Genomic DNA, 15,241 nt, shown 5'->3' on the forward strand with positions numbered 1-15,241 from the left:
CCCACACCCCGCCGACCCACCAACAAACCCGAGGGCAGCACCACCACCATGCTCCACGAGCTAGCTCCTCATCTGACACTTTAGTTACTGCTAACTACACTCCTGCGGGGTCCGCAAATAGTATGAATCACCCGGATCTGCCCACTTGAGAAATAGCTACTGCCGCGGTTTGATGCCTATCGAGAAGGTAAGGGCCTTCTTCGACGACGAACTCGCCAGTACAGCCCACGCGGTCACCGCCGCTCATGTGGCAGAGGCGCTGTGAGCAACAGTTTCGTACTGATGGCGCTCCCAGCGGTCATTTGCGAGATTGCAGGAATTCGGCGGCCCGGGCCTTTGTCGCCGCGTCGGCCTTGGCAAGCGCGCCCGAGTCGAACGGCGGCTGCGGGTCGTATTCAATGAGCAGCTGAGCAGCCTGCGCGGCCTCTCTATCGACCAATAACTCAACCAGCCGCAAGGCCATATCGATGCCGCTGGACACCCCGGCGGCGGTGATGATTCGTTGCGGGAGATGCTCGACGACACGGTCCGGCACATACCGCGCACCCAGTCGGTTGAGCTCGTCGGCGGCCCGCCAATGCGTCGTCGCGGTGAGCCCATCGAGAAGTCTTGCGGCGCCGAGCAATAGCGCACCGGTACACACCGACGTGGTGAATGTGGTTCGCGGATGCACCGATTGCAGCCAGCCGCGGATGGTTTCGTCGTCGAGGAGCACGCGGGTTCCAATGCCACCGGGGAACACCACGATATCCGGCGCGCCGACTTCGTCGAAGGTGGCATCGCATGTCACGCCGAGCATGCCATTTTCGGTGCGTACCTCGCCGCGCTGATGCCCGACGAACACCACGTCCATCGACGGAATGCGTTGCAGGACTTCATAGGGCCCGATTGCGTCCAGAGCGGTGAAGCGCGGGAACAGCGGGATCGCGACCTGCATCAAGCCTCCAGAAGGACAGTAGCGACCCGCTGCCTCAGCGCGGTCGGACGCAAACAGTTCGGCAACCAGTCCGGCACCGCGTCCGGCGCGCGGTCGTAAACTCCCCCCGCTGGATCGTCGACCCGGCCTTGCCAGCGCACCAAATCCTCGTTGGGACGGTAGATCTGGCGGATTACCAACGCGCATAACATCATAACCGCGATGTCGCGCAGCAGCACCGTCGTGGTGAACCATTGCTCCGGCAGCGAGCGGTTCGGGTTGCCGTACAGGTAATACATCCGTGGTACCCATACCAGCGCGTCGATCGTCATCCACGCCAACAGGATCCGGCGATGCGGCAGGGCAAGCACGGCCAGCGGTACCAACCAGAGCGAGAATTGCGGGCTCCATACCTTGTTGGTCAACAGAAACGCTGCCACCACCAAAAACGTCAGCTGCGCCAGCCGTGGCCGCTGCGGCGCGGTGAACGCGATGTAAGCAATTGCCGCGCAACATAATCCGAACAACACCGTCACAACGGCGTTCAGCACCACCGGTGGTTCCCAGAAGCCCAGGCTGGGATCAAACCCGCGCCACCCGGTGAACGACTTCACGACGTTGTACAGCGAATCCATGTCGTCGCCGCGGCGGGTGTTCAACCGGAAGAATTCCGACCAGCCCCGCGGATAAAGCACCAGCACCGGCAAGTTCACCAGCAGCCAGGTGACCGCCGTAGCCACGGTAGTCCGGACCACGTCACGTACCCGCCCGGCCCGGATTCCCAGCACAAGCAACGGACCAAGGAACAACAACGGATACAGTTTGGCCGCGACACCTAGCCCGAGCAGCACACCCGCGAGCACCGGTTTGCGCCGCGCCCACGCCAGCAGACCACCCATCGCGAAAGCCGTTGCCAGCGCATCGAAGTTGGTGAAGATCTGAAAGATCACCAGCGGAGAGGCGGCCACCAGCGCCGCATCCCAGACCCGCCGGCCCGCCAGGCCCGCGGTCGCCCATACGGTGGCCAGCCAGGCCATCGCCAGCCCAAATGCGGCGAAGTTAAAGAACATCACCACCTCGGCGACCACCGGTAAGAGACCAAGCTTGCTCAACGCGGTGTAGGTCTTGGCCACCGCCATCGACACGTACTGATAGACCCCGGTCAGCACCGGATACTCCATGTACCGCACCGCGATCTGACCGTCGTAGCGGGTTTGCGGCGTGCCGCTGCCGTCGGTCTCGATCCAGCTCGACTTGTACGGAAACTTGCCCTGGCTCAACAACTCCGCGCCATACAGCGGCACCGTGTCGGAGTAGCACAGCTCGTAATAGGCGCGCTGGTTATCCCAGTTCGCCACCCGCTGATCGCCCGGTCCGGTACCGGTGCTTTGCAGGCAGGCCGCCTTCGTCGACCATCCGAGCGCCAAGAACACCAAAGCGATCGCAAACATCGCGCGCAGCGGGGTCAGAAGCCGGGTGCGACCTATTAACGCGTGCCGGCCCACCGGGCCGCCGATCACACCGGCCAGGGCTGAGCCCAAAACGTCGGTGCGGCTTGGGCAATCACGGTTGTCTGCGCTACGCCGATCGGCTGCCAGCGGTGCTGGCGAGGTGCTGGCACGCTGCGACTGTGCGCGGGTCACGGCGGCGGCGTCGGGTTTTCAGAGGACGGCGGAACCAACGGCGCCCCCGGAGGCGGCGGCGCGAGAGTGATGGTGGTGGGCGGGCCGACCGGGACGGTGATGCCGGGCGCGATTTCCACCGTGGGTTGGATTACGGTCTCCGATGGTGGCGCCGGCGGTGGTGGCGGCGGCGCGGGCACACCCGCGTAGCCACCGATTTCGGTGGGCTTGGGAAACGTCTCGCTCTGGGTGCCCTTCAGTGCGCCGTCCATCGTCGCCTTCCAGATGTCCGACGGCAGACCCGAACCGTAAACCGATGCGCCCGAGGCAGTTTCCAGTGGCTCATCGCCCTTGACGGTGCCCACCCACACCGCAGTTGACAGCGACGGGGTATACCCGACCATCCAGGCGTCCTTGTTGGAGGTGGTGTCGCCCAGCTGGGTAGTGCCGGTCTTGGCGGCCGACGGCCGCCCGCCGGCTAGGTTGTGGCCCCGCGAATAGCCGGCGATCGGCTGCATCGCCGCGGTGACGTTGTCGGCGACGGCCTTGGGGATGCGCTGGTCGCCGCCGCTGCTCGAGGTGCCGGCATCGAAGAGGACCTGCCCTTCGGCGTTGACCACCTTTTGCACGAAGTGCGGCCGGTGATAGATGCCGGAAGCGGCCAGCGTGGCATACGCCGATGCCATGTCGATCACCCGGGTTTGGTACTGGCCTAACACGATCCCGTTGTTGGGCGGGCCACCCTTGCCATCCTCGGACAGCGTGTGCGAGACGCCCGGGAAGCTTTCCGCGACACCGGCCTGATGTGCGGCGTCGGCAACGGCCTGTGGCCCACCCTTGAGCTTGAGCATCAACCGGTAATAGGAGGTGTTCAGCGACATCTTCAGCGCCTCGGCGAGATTGCACGTGCCGCAACTCTCGCCCTCGACGTTGGTGATCTTGATGCCGTCGACCGTCAGCGGCGAGCTGTCCACCTGGTAGCCCAGACCGATCCCTTGCTCAAGCGCTGCCACGAGAGCAAACACCTTAAACGCCGAACCGGTCTGCAGCCCCGCTTGAGCGAAATCGAAGCCATTGGCATTGGATCCGCCGTAGTAGGCGCGCACCGCTCCGTTGTGCGGGTCGATGGACACGACCGCAGCCCGCATGTCCGGGTCCTGCCCGTCGAGGTACTTCGCCACCGCCTTTTCGGCGGCCGCCTGCGCCTGGGGATCGATTGTGGTGGTGACTTGCAACCCCTGGGTGTTCAGCGTCTGCTCATCGATATTGAACAGCTCGAGCAGTTCCTTGGTTACCTGCCGTTCGATCAGCCCGTTGGGCCCGCTGGTTTGGTTTTGGGCGCGGGCCTGATCAGGGGGCACGGTCTTGGGAAACACCTGTGCCGCACGGTCGTTCGCAGACAGCGCCTTGGTCTCCACCATCCCGTCGAGCACCCAATTCCAGCGGGCCAGCGCGCCTTCGGGATCCACGGCCGGGTCCAGCGTGGATGGCCGCCGGATCAGCGCGGCCAACAGTGCCCCTTCGGACAAGGTGAGCTGCTCGACGGGTTTGTCGAAGTAGGCCTTGGAAGCCGCCGAAATGCCGTAGGCGCCCCTACCGAAGTAGATGATGTTCAGATATGCCTGCAGCACATCGTCTTTGGACCACTCCCCCGACATCTTGGTCGCGATGACTAATTCCTTGGCCTTGCGCAGCACTCCGCTCCACCCGTGCTGCGCGGAACCGACCAGCGCGTTCTTGACGTACTGCTGAGTGATCGTCGATCCGCCCTGCAGATCACCGCCGAAAAGATTGTTCTTCACCGCCCGCGCGAAGCCGCTGAACGAAAAGCCCGGGTTGGAATAGAAGTTGCGGTCTTCTGCGGCGATAACCGCCTGGCGCACGTGTACCGGCACCTGGTTGAGGTTGACATCCACCCGGTTGCCTTCGGGTGGAACGATTTTGGCGATCTCCGAGCCGTCGCTGGCCAGGATTGTGGAGACCTGGTTGGTGCGGATGTCACCCGGTTTGGGAACGTCGACGATTAGGTAGGCCATCGTGAAGGTGACGATCGGTAGCAGGATCAGCACCGCCGCGGCCAGGACTAGCGAGCGCCGAACCCATTTCCAGTTGATCTGCTGGGTCCAGTCCGGCCTCGGTCGCGGGCTCCGGAAGCCAATCGGCCCGGGCGGCCCGGGCGGCGGCCCGCCCGGTGGTCGCCGTCCGACGCCGGGACGATGGCGGCGGGAGGGCCGCGCGTCCAGCGCAGCTTTGACCTGGTCGAGCGGGTCGCGCTCCTGCGGCGGCGCCGATCCGGGACTGTCGAGAGCGGCCTTGACGGCCTCGATGGGGTCGACCTGGCGGGGTGCGCGGTCATCGTCCACGGCCGGGATGATCGCGGTCATCCTGTCGTCGGGGGGAACCTGGCGACGCTGGACCACGTCGTCAGCCGTCGACCCGCCTGGGGTGTCACTGGACGACTGCTGGTGGCGCCCTTCGTTATTCACTGGCAGTGCGGGCGCCGTTGCGCGCCGTCCGCGTGCGAGTGCCCCTAGGACGGGCGCCGGTAGGGGCCCCAGGAGGACGCACTGGACGTGCCGCGCCCAAAACGTAGGACTTGACCAGATGATTCCAACTGCAGGTTCGGCACACCTCCACCACATGAACGGCGAACTCTGAGAACCGGGTCGCCAACATGACCAACTCCTCGGCGGTGCGCGCCGAACCCGACACCGGCCCGAGGTGCTCGCCGAACACCCAGGACACGAGGGTGAGCTGCTCCTTACGGCAGATCGGGCAAATCACCTGGCTTTGTTTCCCGTGAAACTTTGCGGCGCGCAGCAGATAGGGATTCGCGTCACAGACCTCAGACACGCCTGTGCGCCCCGAGTACACCTCGGCCAGCAGTGACCGCCGCCGAAGCGCGTAGTCCACCACCTGTCGCTGCAGTCGCACGCTGACCAGAGTACGTCCCCTTCCCCACCACCGATACGCAACCGAGGTTGTTGTCGGGCGTGTACTGGGGTATTGGGTGATCACGTTGCGCGCCGGACTTCTACGATCTTCCCCGTGGCGAAATGGCCGGGTACGACGTCGACGCGGGCAAAAGACAGCGACCGGCAAGACGCGTGCCGGATTCTCGACAACGCCCTGGGCGACGGCGAGATCTCGATGGAAGAACATCGCGAACGCGTCAGCGCGGCCACCAAGGCCGTGACTCTGGGCGAGCTGCAACACCTGATAGCCGATTTGCAGTCCGAGAGCGCTCCCGCGCAAATGCCCGCGCTCAAAACGCGGGCGAAGCGCACCGGGTTGGGCATCACGATCGCTGCCTTCGCCGTGACGGTGCTGCTGGGTGTCGGCATTGGCTGGGGGCTCTACGGCAACACCAGTTCGCCGCTGGACTTCACCTCGGATCCCGGAGCCAAGCCCGACGGCGTCGCGGCGGTGGTGCTCACCCCGCCGAAGCAGCTGCAGTCCCTCGGTGGACTGACCGGACTGCTGGAACAAACCCGCAAAAGATTCGGCGACGTCATGGGCTACCGGCTGGTGATCTATCCCGAGTACGCGTCGCTGGACCGCCAGGACCCCAAAGACGACCGCCGGGTCTTGAACTACACCTATCGCGGCGGCTGGGGCGATCCCAGCAGTTCGGCCAAGAGCAGCGTCGACAGCGTCTTGGTAGACCTGAGCAAATTCGACGTGAAGACGGCCGTGGGCATTCTGCGGGGTGCCCCGGAAACCCTCGGGATCAAGCAACCCGACGTCAAGTCCACCTATCTGATCGTCGAGCCGGCCACCGACCCGACCACGCCGGGAGCGGTGTCGCTGACCCTGTATGTCTCCAGCGATTACGGCAGCGGCTACATCGAGTTCGCGGGCGACGGAACCATCAAGCAGGTGAACTACCCGTAACTTCTGCGGTGTAGATCGACCGGCGCCGGTCAACTCCCGCAACTGTGACTAACAGCGCACTAACGCCAGGTGGTGTTGTCGCTAATATATCGAGGCGATACGATGGCGCGAGGCGTCGAACCGTCGTAACGACTCATATAACCAGCCAGGCAGAGGGAGGTGACTCGATGCTGGAGCTTGCCATCCTAGGTCTCCTGATCGAATCGCCGATGCATGGTTACGAGTTGCGCAAGCGGCTGACGGGTTTGCTCGGCGCCTTCCGGGCATTTTCGTACGGTTCGTTGTATCCCGCGCTGCGGCGCATGCAGGCCGAAGGTTTGATCGCCGAGAATGCCGCCCCTGCGGGAACTCCGGTGCGGCGCGCCCGGCGGGTTTACCAGCTGACCGACGAGGGCCGCCGGCGCTTTGGTGAGCTGGTCGCCGACACCGGCCCGCACAACTACACCGACGACGGTTTCGGGGTGCACCTGGCGTTTTTCAACCGCACTCCGGCCGAGGCGCGGATGCGCATTCTCGAAGGCCGTCGCCGTCAGGTCGAGGAACGGCGGGAAGGTCTGCGTGACGCGATCGCGCGGGCCAGCAATTCGTTTGACCGCTACACCCGCCAACTGCATCAACTTGGGCTCGAGTCCAGCGAGCGCGAGGTCAAGTGGCTCAACGAGCTCATCGCCGCGGAACGGGCAGCGCCCCACGCGGAACAGACGTAAACCCTGCACGACACAGAACACCTAGAACACCCCAGAAGTCATGAGGTTAGGAGAACGCCGTAATGAGTGAGCACAACGCGCCACAGACGTCGACAGAGGTCAGGGTCGCCATTGTGGGCGTCGGTAACTGCGCGTCCTCGCTGGTGCAGGGCGTCGAGTACTACTACAACGCCGACGACACCTCGACGGCGCCGGGCCTGATGCACGTGCGCTTCGGCCAGTACCACGTTCGCGACGTCAAATTCGTGGCCGCGTTCGACGTGGACGCCAAGAAAGTCGGCTTCGACCTGTCCGACGCGATCTTCGCCTCGGAGAACAACACCATCAAGATCGCCGACGTGCCGCCAACCAACGTGGTCGTACAGCGCGGCCCGACGCTGGACGGCATCGGCAAGTATTACGCCGACACCATTGAGTTGTCCGATGACGAGCCAGTCGACGTCGTGCAGGTCCTCAGGGACAACAAGGTCGACGTGCTGGTTTCCTACCTGCCGGTGGGCTCGGAGGAGGCCGACAAGTTCTACGCCCAGTGCGCCATCGACGCCGGGGTGGCGTTCGTGAACGCGCTGCCCGTATTCATCGCCTCCGACCCGGTATGGGCCAAGAAGTTCAAGGATGCCGGCGTGCCGATCATCGGCGACGACATCAAGAGCCAGGTGGGCGCGACCATCACTCACCGCGTGATGGCCAAGCTGTTCGAGGACCGCGGCGTCACACTGGACCGCACCTACCAGCTGAACGTCGGCGGCAACATGGACTTCAAGAACATGCTCGAGCGCGAGCGCCTGGAGTCCAAGAAGGTCTCCAAAACCCAAGCCGTCACGTCCAACCTCACCGGCTCGCTCGCCGGAAAGGTCGAGGACAAGAACGTCCACATCGGCCCGTCCGACCACGTCGCCTGGCTCGACGACCGCAAGTGGGCCTACGTGCGCCTGGAAGGCCGCGCCTTCGGTGACGTGCCGCTGAACCTGGAATACAAGCTCGAGGTGTGGGACTCGCCGAACTCCGCCGGCATCATCATCGACGCGGTGCGTGCAGCCAAAATCGCCAAGGACCGCGGCATCGGCGGACCGGTGCTTCCGGCGTCGGCCTACCTGATGAAGAGCCCGCCCGAGCAGCTGCCCGACGACATCGCGCGCGCGCAGCTCGAAGAGTTCATCTCGGGCACGTAGGGACGCCCTAACTCGCGCCGTAATGTCGGGGTCGTGACCCAGATTCCCGACGACGATCTGACTGGACTATCCGAGTTCGATCTGCTGGCCGAGAACGCCGAGCAGGCCGGCGTGACGGGTCCGCTTCCTCAAGTCGAGCGGGTCGAAGCGGGCTCCGTCAGTGCACTGCGCTGGGGTGGGCCCGCGCCGCGGGTGATCTTCCTGCACGGTGGTGGCCAGAATGCACATACCTGGGACACGGTGATCGTCGGCCTCGGTGAGCCGGCGCTGGCCGTGGACTTACCCGGGCACGGTCACTCCGCATGGCGGGAAGACGGCGACTACTCGCCGCTGCACAACGCTGACGCCCTGGCACCGGCGCTGCGCGAACTGGCACCGCGCGCCGAATTCGTCGTCGGCATGTCACTCGGCGGGCTGACCGCGATACGCCTCGGCGCCCTCGCGCCCGAGCTGGTGCGGGAACTCGTCCTCGTCGACGTCACCCCATCGGCGCTGCAGCGGCACTCCGAGATGACCCAGGAGCAACGGGGCACGGTGGCGCTGATGCACGGCGAGCGCGAGTTCCCCAGCTTTCAGGCCATGCTGGACCTGACCATTGCTGCCGCGCCCCACCGCGAGGTGAAGGCGCTGCGGCGCGGGGTGTTCCACAACTCTCGTCGACTCGACAACGGCAACTGGGCGTGGCGCTATGACGCCATCCGCACCTTCCCCGACTTCGCGAGCTTGTGGGACGACGTCGACACGTTATCGGCGCCCGTCACGTTGGTCCGCGGCGGCTCATCGGGCTTCGTCAATGACGACGACGTCGCCGAACTCAGCCGGCGCGCAACGCACTTCCGCGGCGCGCTCGTCGTCGAGAATTCGGGCCACTCGGTGCAAAGTGACCAACCGCGCGCGTTGATCGAGATCGTGCGCGGGGTGATCGACGCACGCTGAGCCTACGGTGGTCCTATGACTCCTGACCTCCCAATCCGTATCGGCGTTCAACTGCAGCCGCAACACGCCCCGCACTACGGCCAGATCCGGGATGCGGTTCGCCGTTGTGAAGACATCGGTGTGGACATCGCCTTCAACTGGGACCACTTCTTTCCCCTCTACGGCGATCCCGACGGTCCACATTTCGAATGCTGGACCATGCTCGGGGCGTGGGCCGAACAGACCTCGCGGATCCAGATCGGCGCCCTGGTGAGCTGCAACTCCTACCGCAATCCGGAGCTGCTGGCCGACATGGCCCGTACCGTCGACCACATTTCCGATGGCCGGCTGATCCTGGGCATCGGATCGGGCTGGAAAGACAAGGACTACTACGAGTACGGCTACGACTTCGGCACCGCAGGCAGCCGCCTCGACGACCTCGCGGCCGCACTTCCCCGCGTCAAGTCGCGACTGGCCAAACTGAACCCGCCGCCGACTCGGGACATCCCGGTGCTGATCGGCGGCGGTGGCGAACGCAAGACCTTGCGGCTGGTCGCCGAGCACGCCGACATGTGGCACAGCTTCACTTCGGCTGACGAGTTCCCGGCGAAATCCGCGGTGCTCGGCCGGCATTGCGAGGACGTCGGCCGGGACCCGGCCACCATCGAACGCTCGGCCGCAGTCCAGGGAGGCAGTGGCCTGATTGCTAGCGCTGAAGCCCTCACCGGCCTCGGCGTCACGGTACTGACCGTCGGCTGCGATGGCCCGGATTACGACCTCAGCGCAGCCGCAGCGCTGTGCCGGTGGCGCGATCAACTTTGAGTGCAGTTTCGCCCAAAGGGGAGTTTGTCTGCGCTTCATCTGCGAAACATCGCAACGCAGGCCCCCAGTCATGAGAAACTTGCCAGCGCTGATGGCCTATCGGGGGCTGAAAAGAGACTCAAAAACATCGATGCCGAAGAAATATGGGATCAAAGAAAAGGACCAGGTTGTTTCGCACATACTCAACCTGGTCCTGACTGGCAAATTGCGCAGCGGCGACCGTGTCGACCGCAACGAAATCGCGCAGGGACTGGGTGTTAGCCGTGTCCCTATACAAGAAGCGCTTGTTCAACTCGAACACGACGGCATCGTTTCGACTCGCTATCACCGGGGAGCGTTCGTCGAGCGTTTCGACGAAGCCACCGTCCTCGAGCACCACGAACTCGACGGCCTGCTCAACGGCATCGCCTCCGCGCGCGCGGCGGCCAATCCCACGCCGCGGATCCTGGGGGAGCTCGACGCCCTTATGCGATCGCTGCGCACTGCCAAGGAACCCCGGCATTTCTCCGAGATCGCGTGGGAATACCGACGCACGGTCAACGACGAGTACGCCGGACCGCGGCTGCATGCCACCATCCGCGCGTCGCAAAACCTAATCCCCCGCACGTTCTGGATGACTTACCAAAACAGCCGCGACGACATGCTGCCGTTCTACGAAGAGGAAAACTCCGCAATCCACCGGCGCGACCCCGACGCCGCGCGGGCCGCCTGTATTGGTCGCGCCAACCTGATGGCCCAGACCATGCTGACCGAATTGTTTCGGCGTCGAGTGTTCGCCCCAGCCGATGGCGCGTGTTCCGGCTCTCTTGAGGTACACACCTTGAGCACACAGATTCCGCATCCAGAGTCGGAAACTCGCGAACCGTCGGCGATCGTGTTCTGAACAGGTCCACAAGATTTATTGGCGGCCAAACACATTCACCAGTCGTCACCCACGTACTAGGCTTTGCCGGTTCGACATCGAACGTTGTCTTCGGGCAAAGTCTTCCGCTACCCGTCCGTCGGGTTAGACTGCCGACTTATGGCGGACAGCGAATCCATTGCGCCGGAGGTAACGGAGCTGGCGGAGGGGCTGCATCGTGCGCTGTCCAAGCTGTTCGCGATACTGCGACGTGGCGATCCGAATGGTGCGGTTGCCGGGGAATTGACGCTGGCGCAACTGTCGATTTTGGTCACCTTGCTCGATCGCGGTCCCATCCGGATGACGGACCTGGCGGCGCATGAACGCGTGCGGACCCCTACCACCACCGTGGCGATCCGCCGGCTGGAAAAAATCGGGCTGGTGAAACGCTCACGCGATCCATCCGATCTGCGGGCGGTGTTGGTGGACATCACGCCCCAAGGGCGGGCGGTTCATGCCGAATCGCTGGCCAACCGGCACGCCGCTCTGGCCGCGATGCTCAGCCAACTCCCCCAGTCCGATCTGGACACCCTGATGAAAGCGTTGGCGCCGCTGGACCGCCTCGCCCTCGGCGAACCGGCAAATAGCGGTGCGGGACCCCTGCACGCAGGCAAGCATGAAAGTGTTTGACCCCCAACTGATCTGACGTTATGCCAACCGCACTTATCACCGGCGCCAGCGGCGGCATCGGCTCTGCTATCGCCACCGCCCTGGCGCCGACGCATACCCTGCTATTGGCCGGACGCCCCTCCGCCCGGCTGGACGCCGTCGCAGACCGGCTGGGCTCCACAACGTTTCCGCTGGACCTGACCGACACCGACTCGATCGCAGCCGCCTGCGAAGTCGTCGACGAACTCGACGTGCTGGTACACAACGCCGGGGTGTCCATCCCCGGCCGCTTCGCCGACTCACACGTCGACGAATGGCGGGCTACGTTCGACGTCAATGTCTTTGGCGCGGTGGCTCTTACGTTGGCGCTGTTGCCAGCGCTGCGGCGGGCTCGCGGTCAGGTCGTGCTCATCAACTCCGGGTCGGGCCACAATGTTTCGCCGGGCATGGCGTCCTATTCAGCCAGCAAGTTCGCACTGCGCGCGATCGCCGATACGCTGCGCCAGGACGAGCCGGCGCTGCGAGTGACATCGATCCATCCGGGGCGTGTCGATACCGACATGCAGCGTGAACTCGTGGCTTTCGAGGGTGGCGACTACGACCCCGCCAAGTTCCTGCGGCCCGAAACCGTCGCCGAGGTCGTCGCCAACGTGGTAGCCACCCCTCCCGACGGCCAGGTGCATGAGGTGGTCATCAGGCCTAAACCGCCTCTAAACAACTAGGTTAACCAGCCGGCCGGCGACGACAATCACCTTGCGCGGGGTGGCACCGGACAAGAACGCCTGCACCTTTTCGTCTTCCAGGGCAGCAGCTTTCACTACCTCATCGTCCGCGTCGGCGGCAACCACCACCCGGCCACGCACCTTACCGTTCACCTGAACTGGGTATTCAACCGTGGCGTCAACGAGGTACCTGGGATCGCCCTGTGGGAAGGGACCATGCGCCAACGAGGTGGTGTTGCCCAGCCGCAGCCACAACTCCTCGGCTAGGTGCGGGGCTAACGGTGCCAACATCAACACAAGCGGCTCAACCGCGGCCCGGGGCACCGAGCCGCGATGCTGCTTGGTGAGATGGTTGGTGTACTCGATGAGCTTGGCAGTCGCGGTGTTATTGCGTAGTGCCGCATAGTCTTCGGTTACTCCAGCGATGGTGCGGTGCAATGCGCGCAGCGTATCCGTATCCAGTTGTTCGTCGCTCACCCGCGTTTCGCCGGTGGCCTCGTCGACCACCAGTCGCCACACCCGTTGCAGGAAGCGATGCGCGCCCACGACATCTTTTGTTGCCCAGGGACGTGAGGCCTCCAACGGTCCCATCGACATCTCGTACACCCGGAGCGTGTCTGCTCCGTATTTGTCGCAGATCTCGTCGGGCGACACCGAATTCTTCAAGCTCTTACCGATTTTGCCGAATTCCTGAAATACCTCGATCTCGCCGTCAGGTCCCGGATAGACAAACCCGCCGTCGCGCTCGATCACTTTCTCGGCCGGCACATAGGAACCGCGGGAGTCGGTGTAGGCGAACGCCTGAATATAGCCTTGGTTAACCAGCCGGCGGTAAGGCTCACGTGAGCTGACGTGACCGAGGTCGTACAAGACCTTGTGCCAAAACCGGCAATACAGCAGATGCAGCACCGCATGTTCGGCGCCGCCGACGTAGAGGTCGACGCCGCCCGGGTCATCGGGGCCGTGTTCGGCGGGCCGCGGACCCATCCAGTAGGCCTCGTTTTCCTTGGCGCAGAACCGCTCTGAGTTGTCCGGGTCGGTGTAGCGCAGTTCGTACCAAGAGCTGGCGGCCCATTGCGGCATCACGTTGGTGTCACGGCTGTAAGGTTTTAGGCCGTCGCCGAGATCCAACTCGACATGCACCCAGTCAGTCGCCTTGGCCAACGGCGGTGACGGCTCGCTATCGGCGTCGTCGGGGTCGAACAACACTGGCGAATAGTCACGCACATCGGGCAGCTCGACTGGTAACGCGGCCTCGTCGAGTGCATGCGCGCGTCCGTCGCTGTCGTAGACGATCGGGAACGGTTCACCCCAATACCGCTGCCGCGCGAAAAGCCAGTCACGCAACTTGTATTCGATCCGAGCCCGCCCCCGGCCCTCGGATTCCAATCGAGCGGTGATGGCTTCCTTGGCCGCACCGACGTCCATGCCATCGAGGTAACCGGAGTTCACCAGGATGCCGTCGCCCACGTATGCCGCCTCCGAAATGTCACCGCCGGCAATGACTTCGACGATCGGCAGACCCAACGCCCGGGCGAAGTCCCAGTCCCGTTGGTCATGTCCCGGGACAGCCATGATCGCCCCGGTGCCGTAGCCGGCCAGCACGTAGTCGGCGATGAAGATCGGAACCGGTTCGCCGTTGGCCGGATTGGTGGCGTAGTTGCCCAGAAAAACGCCGGTCTTCTCCCTGCTCTCCTGGCGCTCCAGGTCCGATTTGGCCGAGATTGCACGGCGGTACGCGCCGACGGCCTCGGCGGGGTTGGCGCCGCCGTACGTCCATGAGGGGTTGACGCCGTCCGGCCAAGTCGCGGCGACCAGGTCGTCAACCATGTCGTGCTCGGGGGCCAGCACCAGATACGTGGCGCCAAATAAGGTGTCGGGCCGGGTGGTGAACACTTCGAGGTCGACCGTGCAACCCTTGACAGTGGTCGCCGAAAATAACGCCGATGCCCCGGTCGAGCGACCGATCCAGTTGCGCTGCATGGTCTTGACCTGATCGGGCCAGTCCAGCACATCGAGGTCGTCGAGCAGCCGGTCGGCGTAGGCGGTGATCCGCATCATCCACTGCCGCAACCGCTTTCGGAATACCGGAAAGTTGCCTCGATCGCTGCGGCCGTCGGCGGTGACCTCTTCGTTTGCCAGCACAGTGCCCAACCCCGGACACCAATTCACCATCGAGTCCGCGCGGTAGACCAGCCGGAACCGGTCGATCACGTCGGCCCGCTCCCCCGCCGACAGCTGGACCCATTCCCGTCCATCTTCAAGACGCCTTGTGCCGGATTCGAATTCGGCGATCAACTCGGAGATCGGGCGGGCTTTGTTGGCCGTGGTGTCGAACCAGCCGTTGTAGATCTGCAGAAAGATCCACTGCGTCCACTTGTAAAACTCGACATCGGTAGTCGAGAAGCTCCGCCTGCTGTCGTGGCCGAAGCCCAGCCGGCCCAGCTGGCGGCGAAAGTTCACGATATTTGCCTCGGTCCTGGTACGCGGGTGCGTGCCGGTCTGCACCGCATATTGCTCAGCCGGGAGCCCGAAGGCGTCGAACCCCAGTGCGTGCAACACGTTCCGGCCGATCATCCGGTGGTACCGGGCGTAGACGTCGGTGGCGATGTAGCCCAGCGGATGGCCGACGTGCAGCCCCTCGCCGGAAGGATAGGGGAACATGTCCTGCACGAAGAGCTTGTCGTCGGGCACCGTGCGACCATCCGTCGGGGCCAGCGATCCGACCGGGTTTGGCACGTTGAATGTTCCCGACCGGGCCCAATTGTCCTGCCAGGTGCGTTCCACCTTGGCCGCAAGCTCGGCGGTGTAGCGGTATCGCGGCGCGTCGGAGTCCGCGTCTTGAAGACCGGACATGACACCCGACGTGCCGTCAGGTGGTGCGGTCGGCGATTCGGTCACGCCCAACAGGGTATAAGGGCGGCCCTGCAACGGCCGGGGCCAATCCGCCGGCCACGGGTT

At 64.3% G+C, this 15,241-nt stretch carries 13 protein-coding genes; 8 read left to right on the plus strand and 5 right to left on the minus strand.

Annotated features, from left to right (window positions below; translation table 11 throughout):
• Positions 1–298: 298 nt before the first annotated feature.
• Genes MSIMFI_RS05990 through MSIMFI_RS06005 form a run of 4 tightly spaced genes read right to left on the minus strand, consistent with a single transcriptional unit; the run spans position 299 to position 5,472 of the window.
• Positions 299–937 (minus strand): DJ-1/PfpI family protein, encoded by a 639-nt coding sequence (locus tag MSIMFI_RS05990; RefSeq protein ID WP_191496513.1) that lies wholly within the window; start codon positions 935–937, stop codon positions 299–301.
• The gene (locus MSIMFI_RS05995) at positions 937–2,559 is read right to left on the minus strand and encodes a glycosyltransferase family 87 protein (RefSeq protein ID WP_191496514.1); all 1,623 of its coding nucleotides are present in this window, start codon (positions 2,557–2,559) and stop codon (positions 937–939) included. Before MSIMFI_RS05995 ends, MSIMFI_RS05990 begins: the two co-directional genes overlap by 1 nt.
• Positions 2,556–5,024 (minus strand): transglycosylase domain-containing protein, encoded by a 2,469-nt coding sequence (locus MSIMFI_RS06000; RefSeq protein WP_191496515.1) that lies wholly within the window; start codon positions 5,022–5,024, stop codon positions 2,556–2,558. Before MSIMFI_RS06000 ends, MSIMFI_RS05995 begins: the two co-directional genes overlap by 4 nt.
• On the minus strand, positions 5,017–5,472 hold the full coding sequence (locus MSIMFI_RS06005; protein ID WP_191496516.1) for a DUF5318 family protein: 456 nt from the start codon (positions 5,470–5,472) through the stop codon (positions 5,017–5,019). Before MSIMFI_RS06005 ends, MSIMFI_RS06000 begins: the two co-directional genes overlap by 8 nt.
• 114 nt (positions 5,473–5,586) lie before the next feature.
• Between MSIMFI_RS06005 and MSIMFI_RS06010 the strand changes: the two genes are divergently transcribed.
• The 8 genes from MSIMFI_RS06010 to MSIMFI_RS06045 all read left to right on the plus strand — a co-directional run bounded on the left by MSIMFI_RS06010 (position 5,587) and on the right by MSIMFI_RS06045 (position 12,280).
• Positions 5,587–6,432: a DUF1707 SHOCT-like domain-containing protein gene (locus MSIMFI_RS06010; protein ID WP_224770097.1), complete on the plus strand. Its 846-nt coding sequence runs from the start codon at positions 5,587–5,589 to the stop codon at positions 6,430–6,432.
• A 167-nt stretch (positions 6,433–6,599) separates the two neighbouring features.
• On the plus strand, positions 6,600–7,139 hold the full coding sequence (locus MSIMFI_RS06015; protein ID WP_191496517.1) for a PadR family transcriptional regulator: 540 nt from the start codon (positions 6,600–6,602) through the stop codon (positions 7,137–7,139).
• A gap of 62 nt (positions 7,140–7,201) precedes the next feature.
• A complete protein-coding gene (locus MSIMFI_RS06020; RefSeq protein ID WP_186245430.1) occupies positions 7,202–8,311 on the plus strand; it encodes an inositol-3-phosphate synthase in 1,110 nt (369 codons plus the stop codon).
• Positions 8,312–8,353: 42 nt separating this feature from the next.
• Positions 8,354–9,247, plus strand: coding sequence for an alpha/beta fold hydrolase (locus MSIMFI_RS06025; protein WP_224770236.1), 894 nt, complete (start codon positions 8,354–8,356; stop codon positions 9,245–9,247).
• A 15-nt stretch (positions 9,248–9,262) separates the two neighbouring features.
• The gene (locus MSIMFI_RS06030; protein WP_186245432.1) at positions 9,263–10,048 is read left to right on the plus strand and encodes an LLM class F420-dependent oxidoreductase; all 786 of its coding nucleotides are present in this window, start codon (positions 9,263–9,265) and stop codon (positions 10,046–10,048) included.
• Between the two features lie 130 nt (positions 10,049–10,178).
• Positions 10,179–10,931 carry a GntR family transcriptional regulator gene (locus MSIMFI_RS06035; RefSeq protein WP_191496518.1) on the plus strand — a complete coding sequence of 251 codons (753 nt, stop codon included), beginning with the start codon at positions 10,179–10,181 and terminating at the stop codon, positions 10,929–10,931.
• A gap of 138 nt (positions 10,932–11,069) precedes the next feature.
• Positions 11,070–11,579, plus strand: coding sequence for a MarR family winged helix-turn-helix transcriptional regulator (locus MSIMFI_RS06040; protein WP_191496519.1), 510 nt, complete (start codon positions 11,070–11,072; stop codon positions 11,577–11,579).
• Between the two features lie 20 nt (positions 11,580–11,599).
• Positions 11,600–12,280 (plus strand): SDR family oxidoreductase, encoded by a 681-nt coding sequence (locus tag MSIMFI_RS06045; protein WP_191496520.1) that lies wholly within the window; start codon positions 11,600–11,602, stop codon positions 12,278–12,280.
• On the opposite strand, the gene leuS is transcribed toward MSIMFI_RS06045, so the two are convergent.
• Positions 12,269–15,181: a leucine--tRNA ligase gene (leuS, locus tag MSIMFI_RS06050; protein WP_191496521.1), complete on the minus strand. Its 2,913-nt coding sequence runs from the start codon at positions 15,179–15,181 to the stop codon at positions 12,269–12,271. The two genes, MSIMFI_RS06045 and leuS, sit on opposite strands and share 12 nt — an antisense overlap.
• Positions 15,182–15,241 lie beyond the last annotated feature (60 nt).

The sequence above is a fragment of the Mycobacterium simulans genome, from assembly GCF_900232995.1.
Taxonomy (GTDB): domain Bacteria; phylum Actinomycetota; class Actinomycetes; order Mycobacteriales; family Mycobacteriaceae; genus Mycobacterium; species Mycobacterium simulans.

Bases quoted from the DNA above. Each gene is read 5' to 3' on its own strand.
- MSIMFI_RS05990 (WP_191496513.1), bottom strand. From the start codon at position 937: ATGCAGGTCGCGATCCCGCTGTTCCCGCGCTTCACCGCTCTGGACGCA.
- MSIMFI_RS06015 (WP_191496517.1), top strand. From the start codon at position 6,600: ATGCTGGAGCTTGCCATCCTAGGTCTCCTGATCGAATCGCCGATGCAT.
- MSIMFI_RS06020 (WP_186245430.1), top strand. From the start codon at position 7,202: ATGAGTGAGCACAACGCGCCACAGACGTCGACAGAGGTCAGGGTCGCC.
- MSIMFI_RS06030 (WP_186245432.1), top strand. From the start codon at position 9,263: ATGACTCCTGACCTCCCAATCCGTATCGGCGTTCAACTGCAGCCGCAA.
- MSIMFI_RS06035 (WP_191496518.1), top strand. From the start codon at position 10,179: ATGCCGAAGAAATATGGGATCAAAGAAAAGGACCAGGTTGTTTCGCAC.
- MSIMFI_RS06040 (WP_191496519.1), top strand. From the start codon at position 11,070: ATGGCGGACAGCGAATCCATTGCGCCGGAGGTAACGGAGCTGGCGGAG.
- MSIMFI_RS06045 (WP_191496520.1), top strand. From the start codon at position 11,600: ATGCCAACCGCACTTATCACCGGCGCCAGCGGCGGCATCGGCTCTGCT.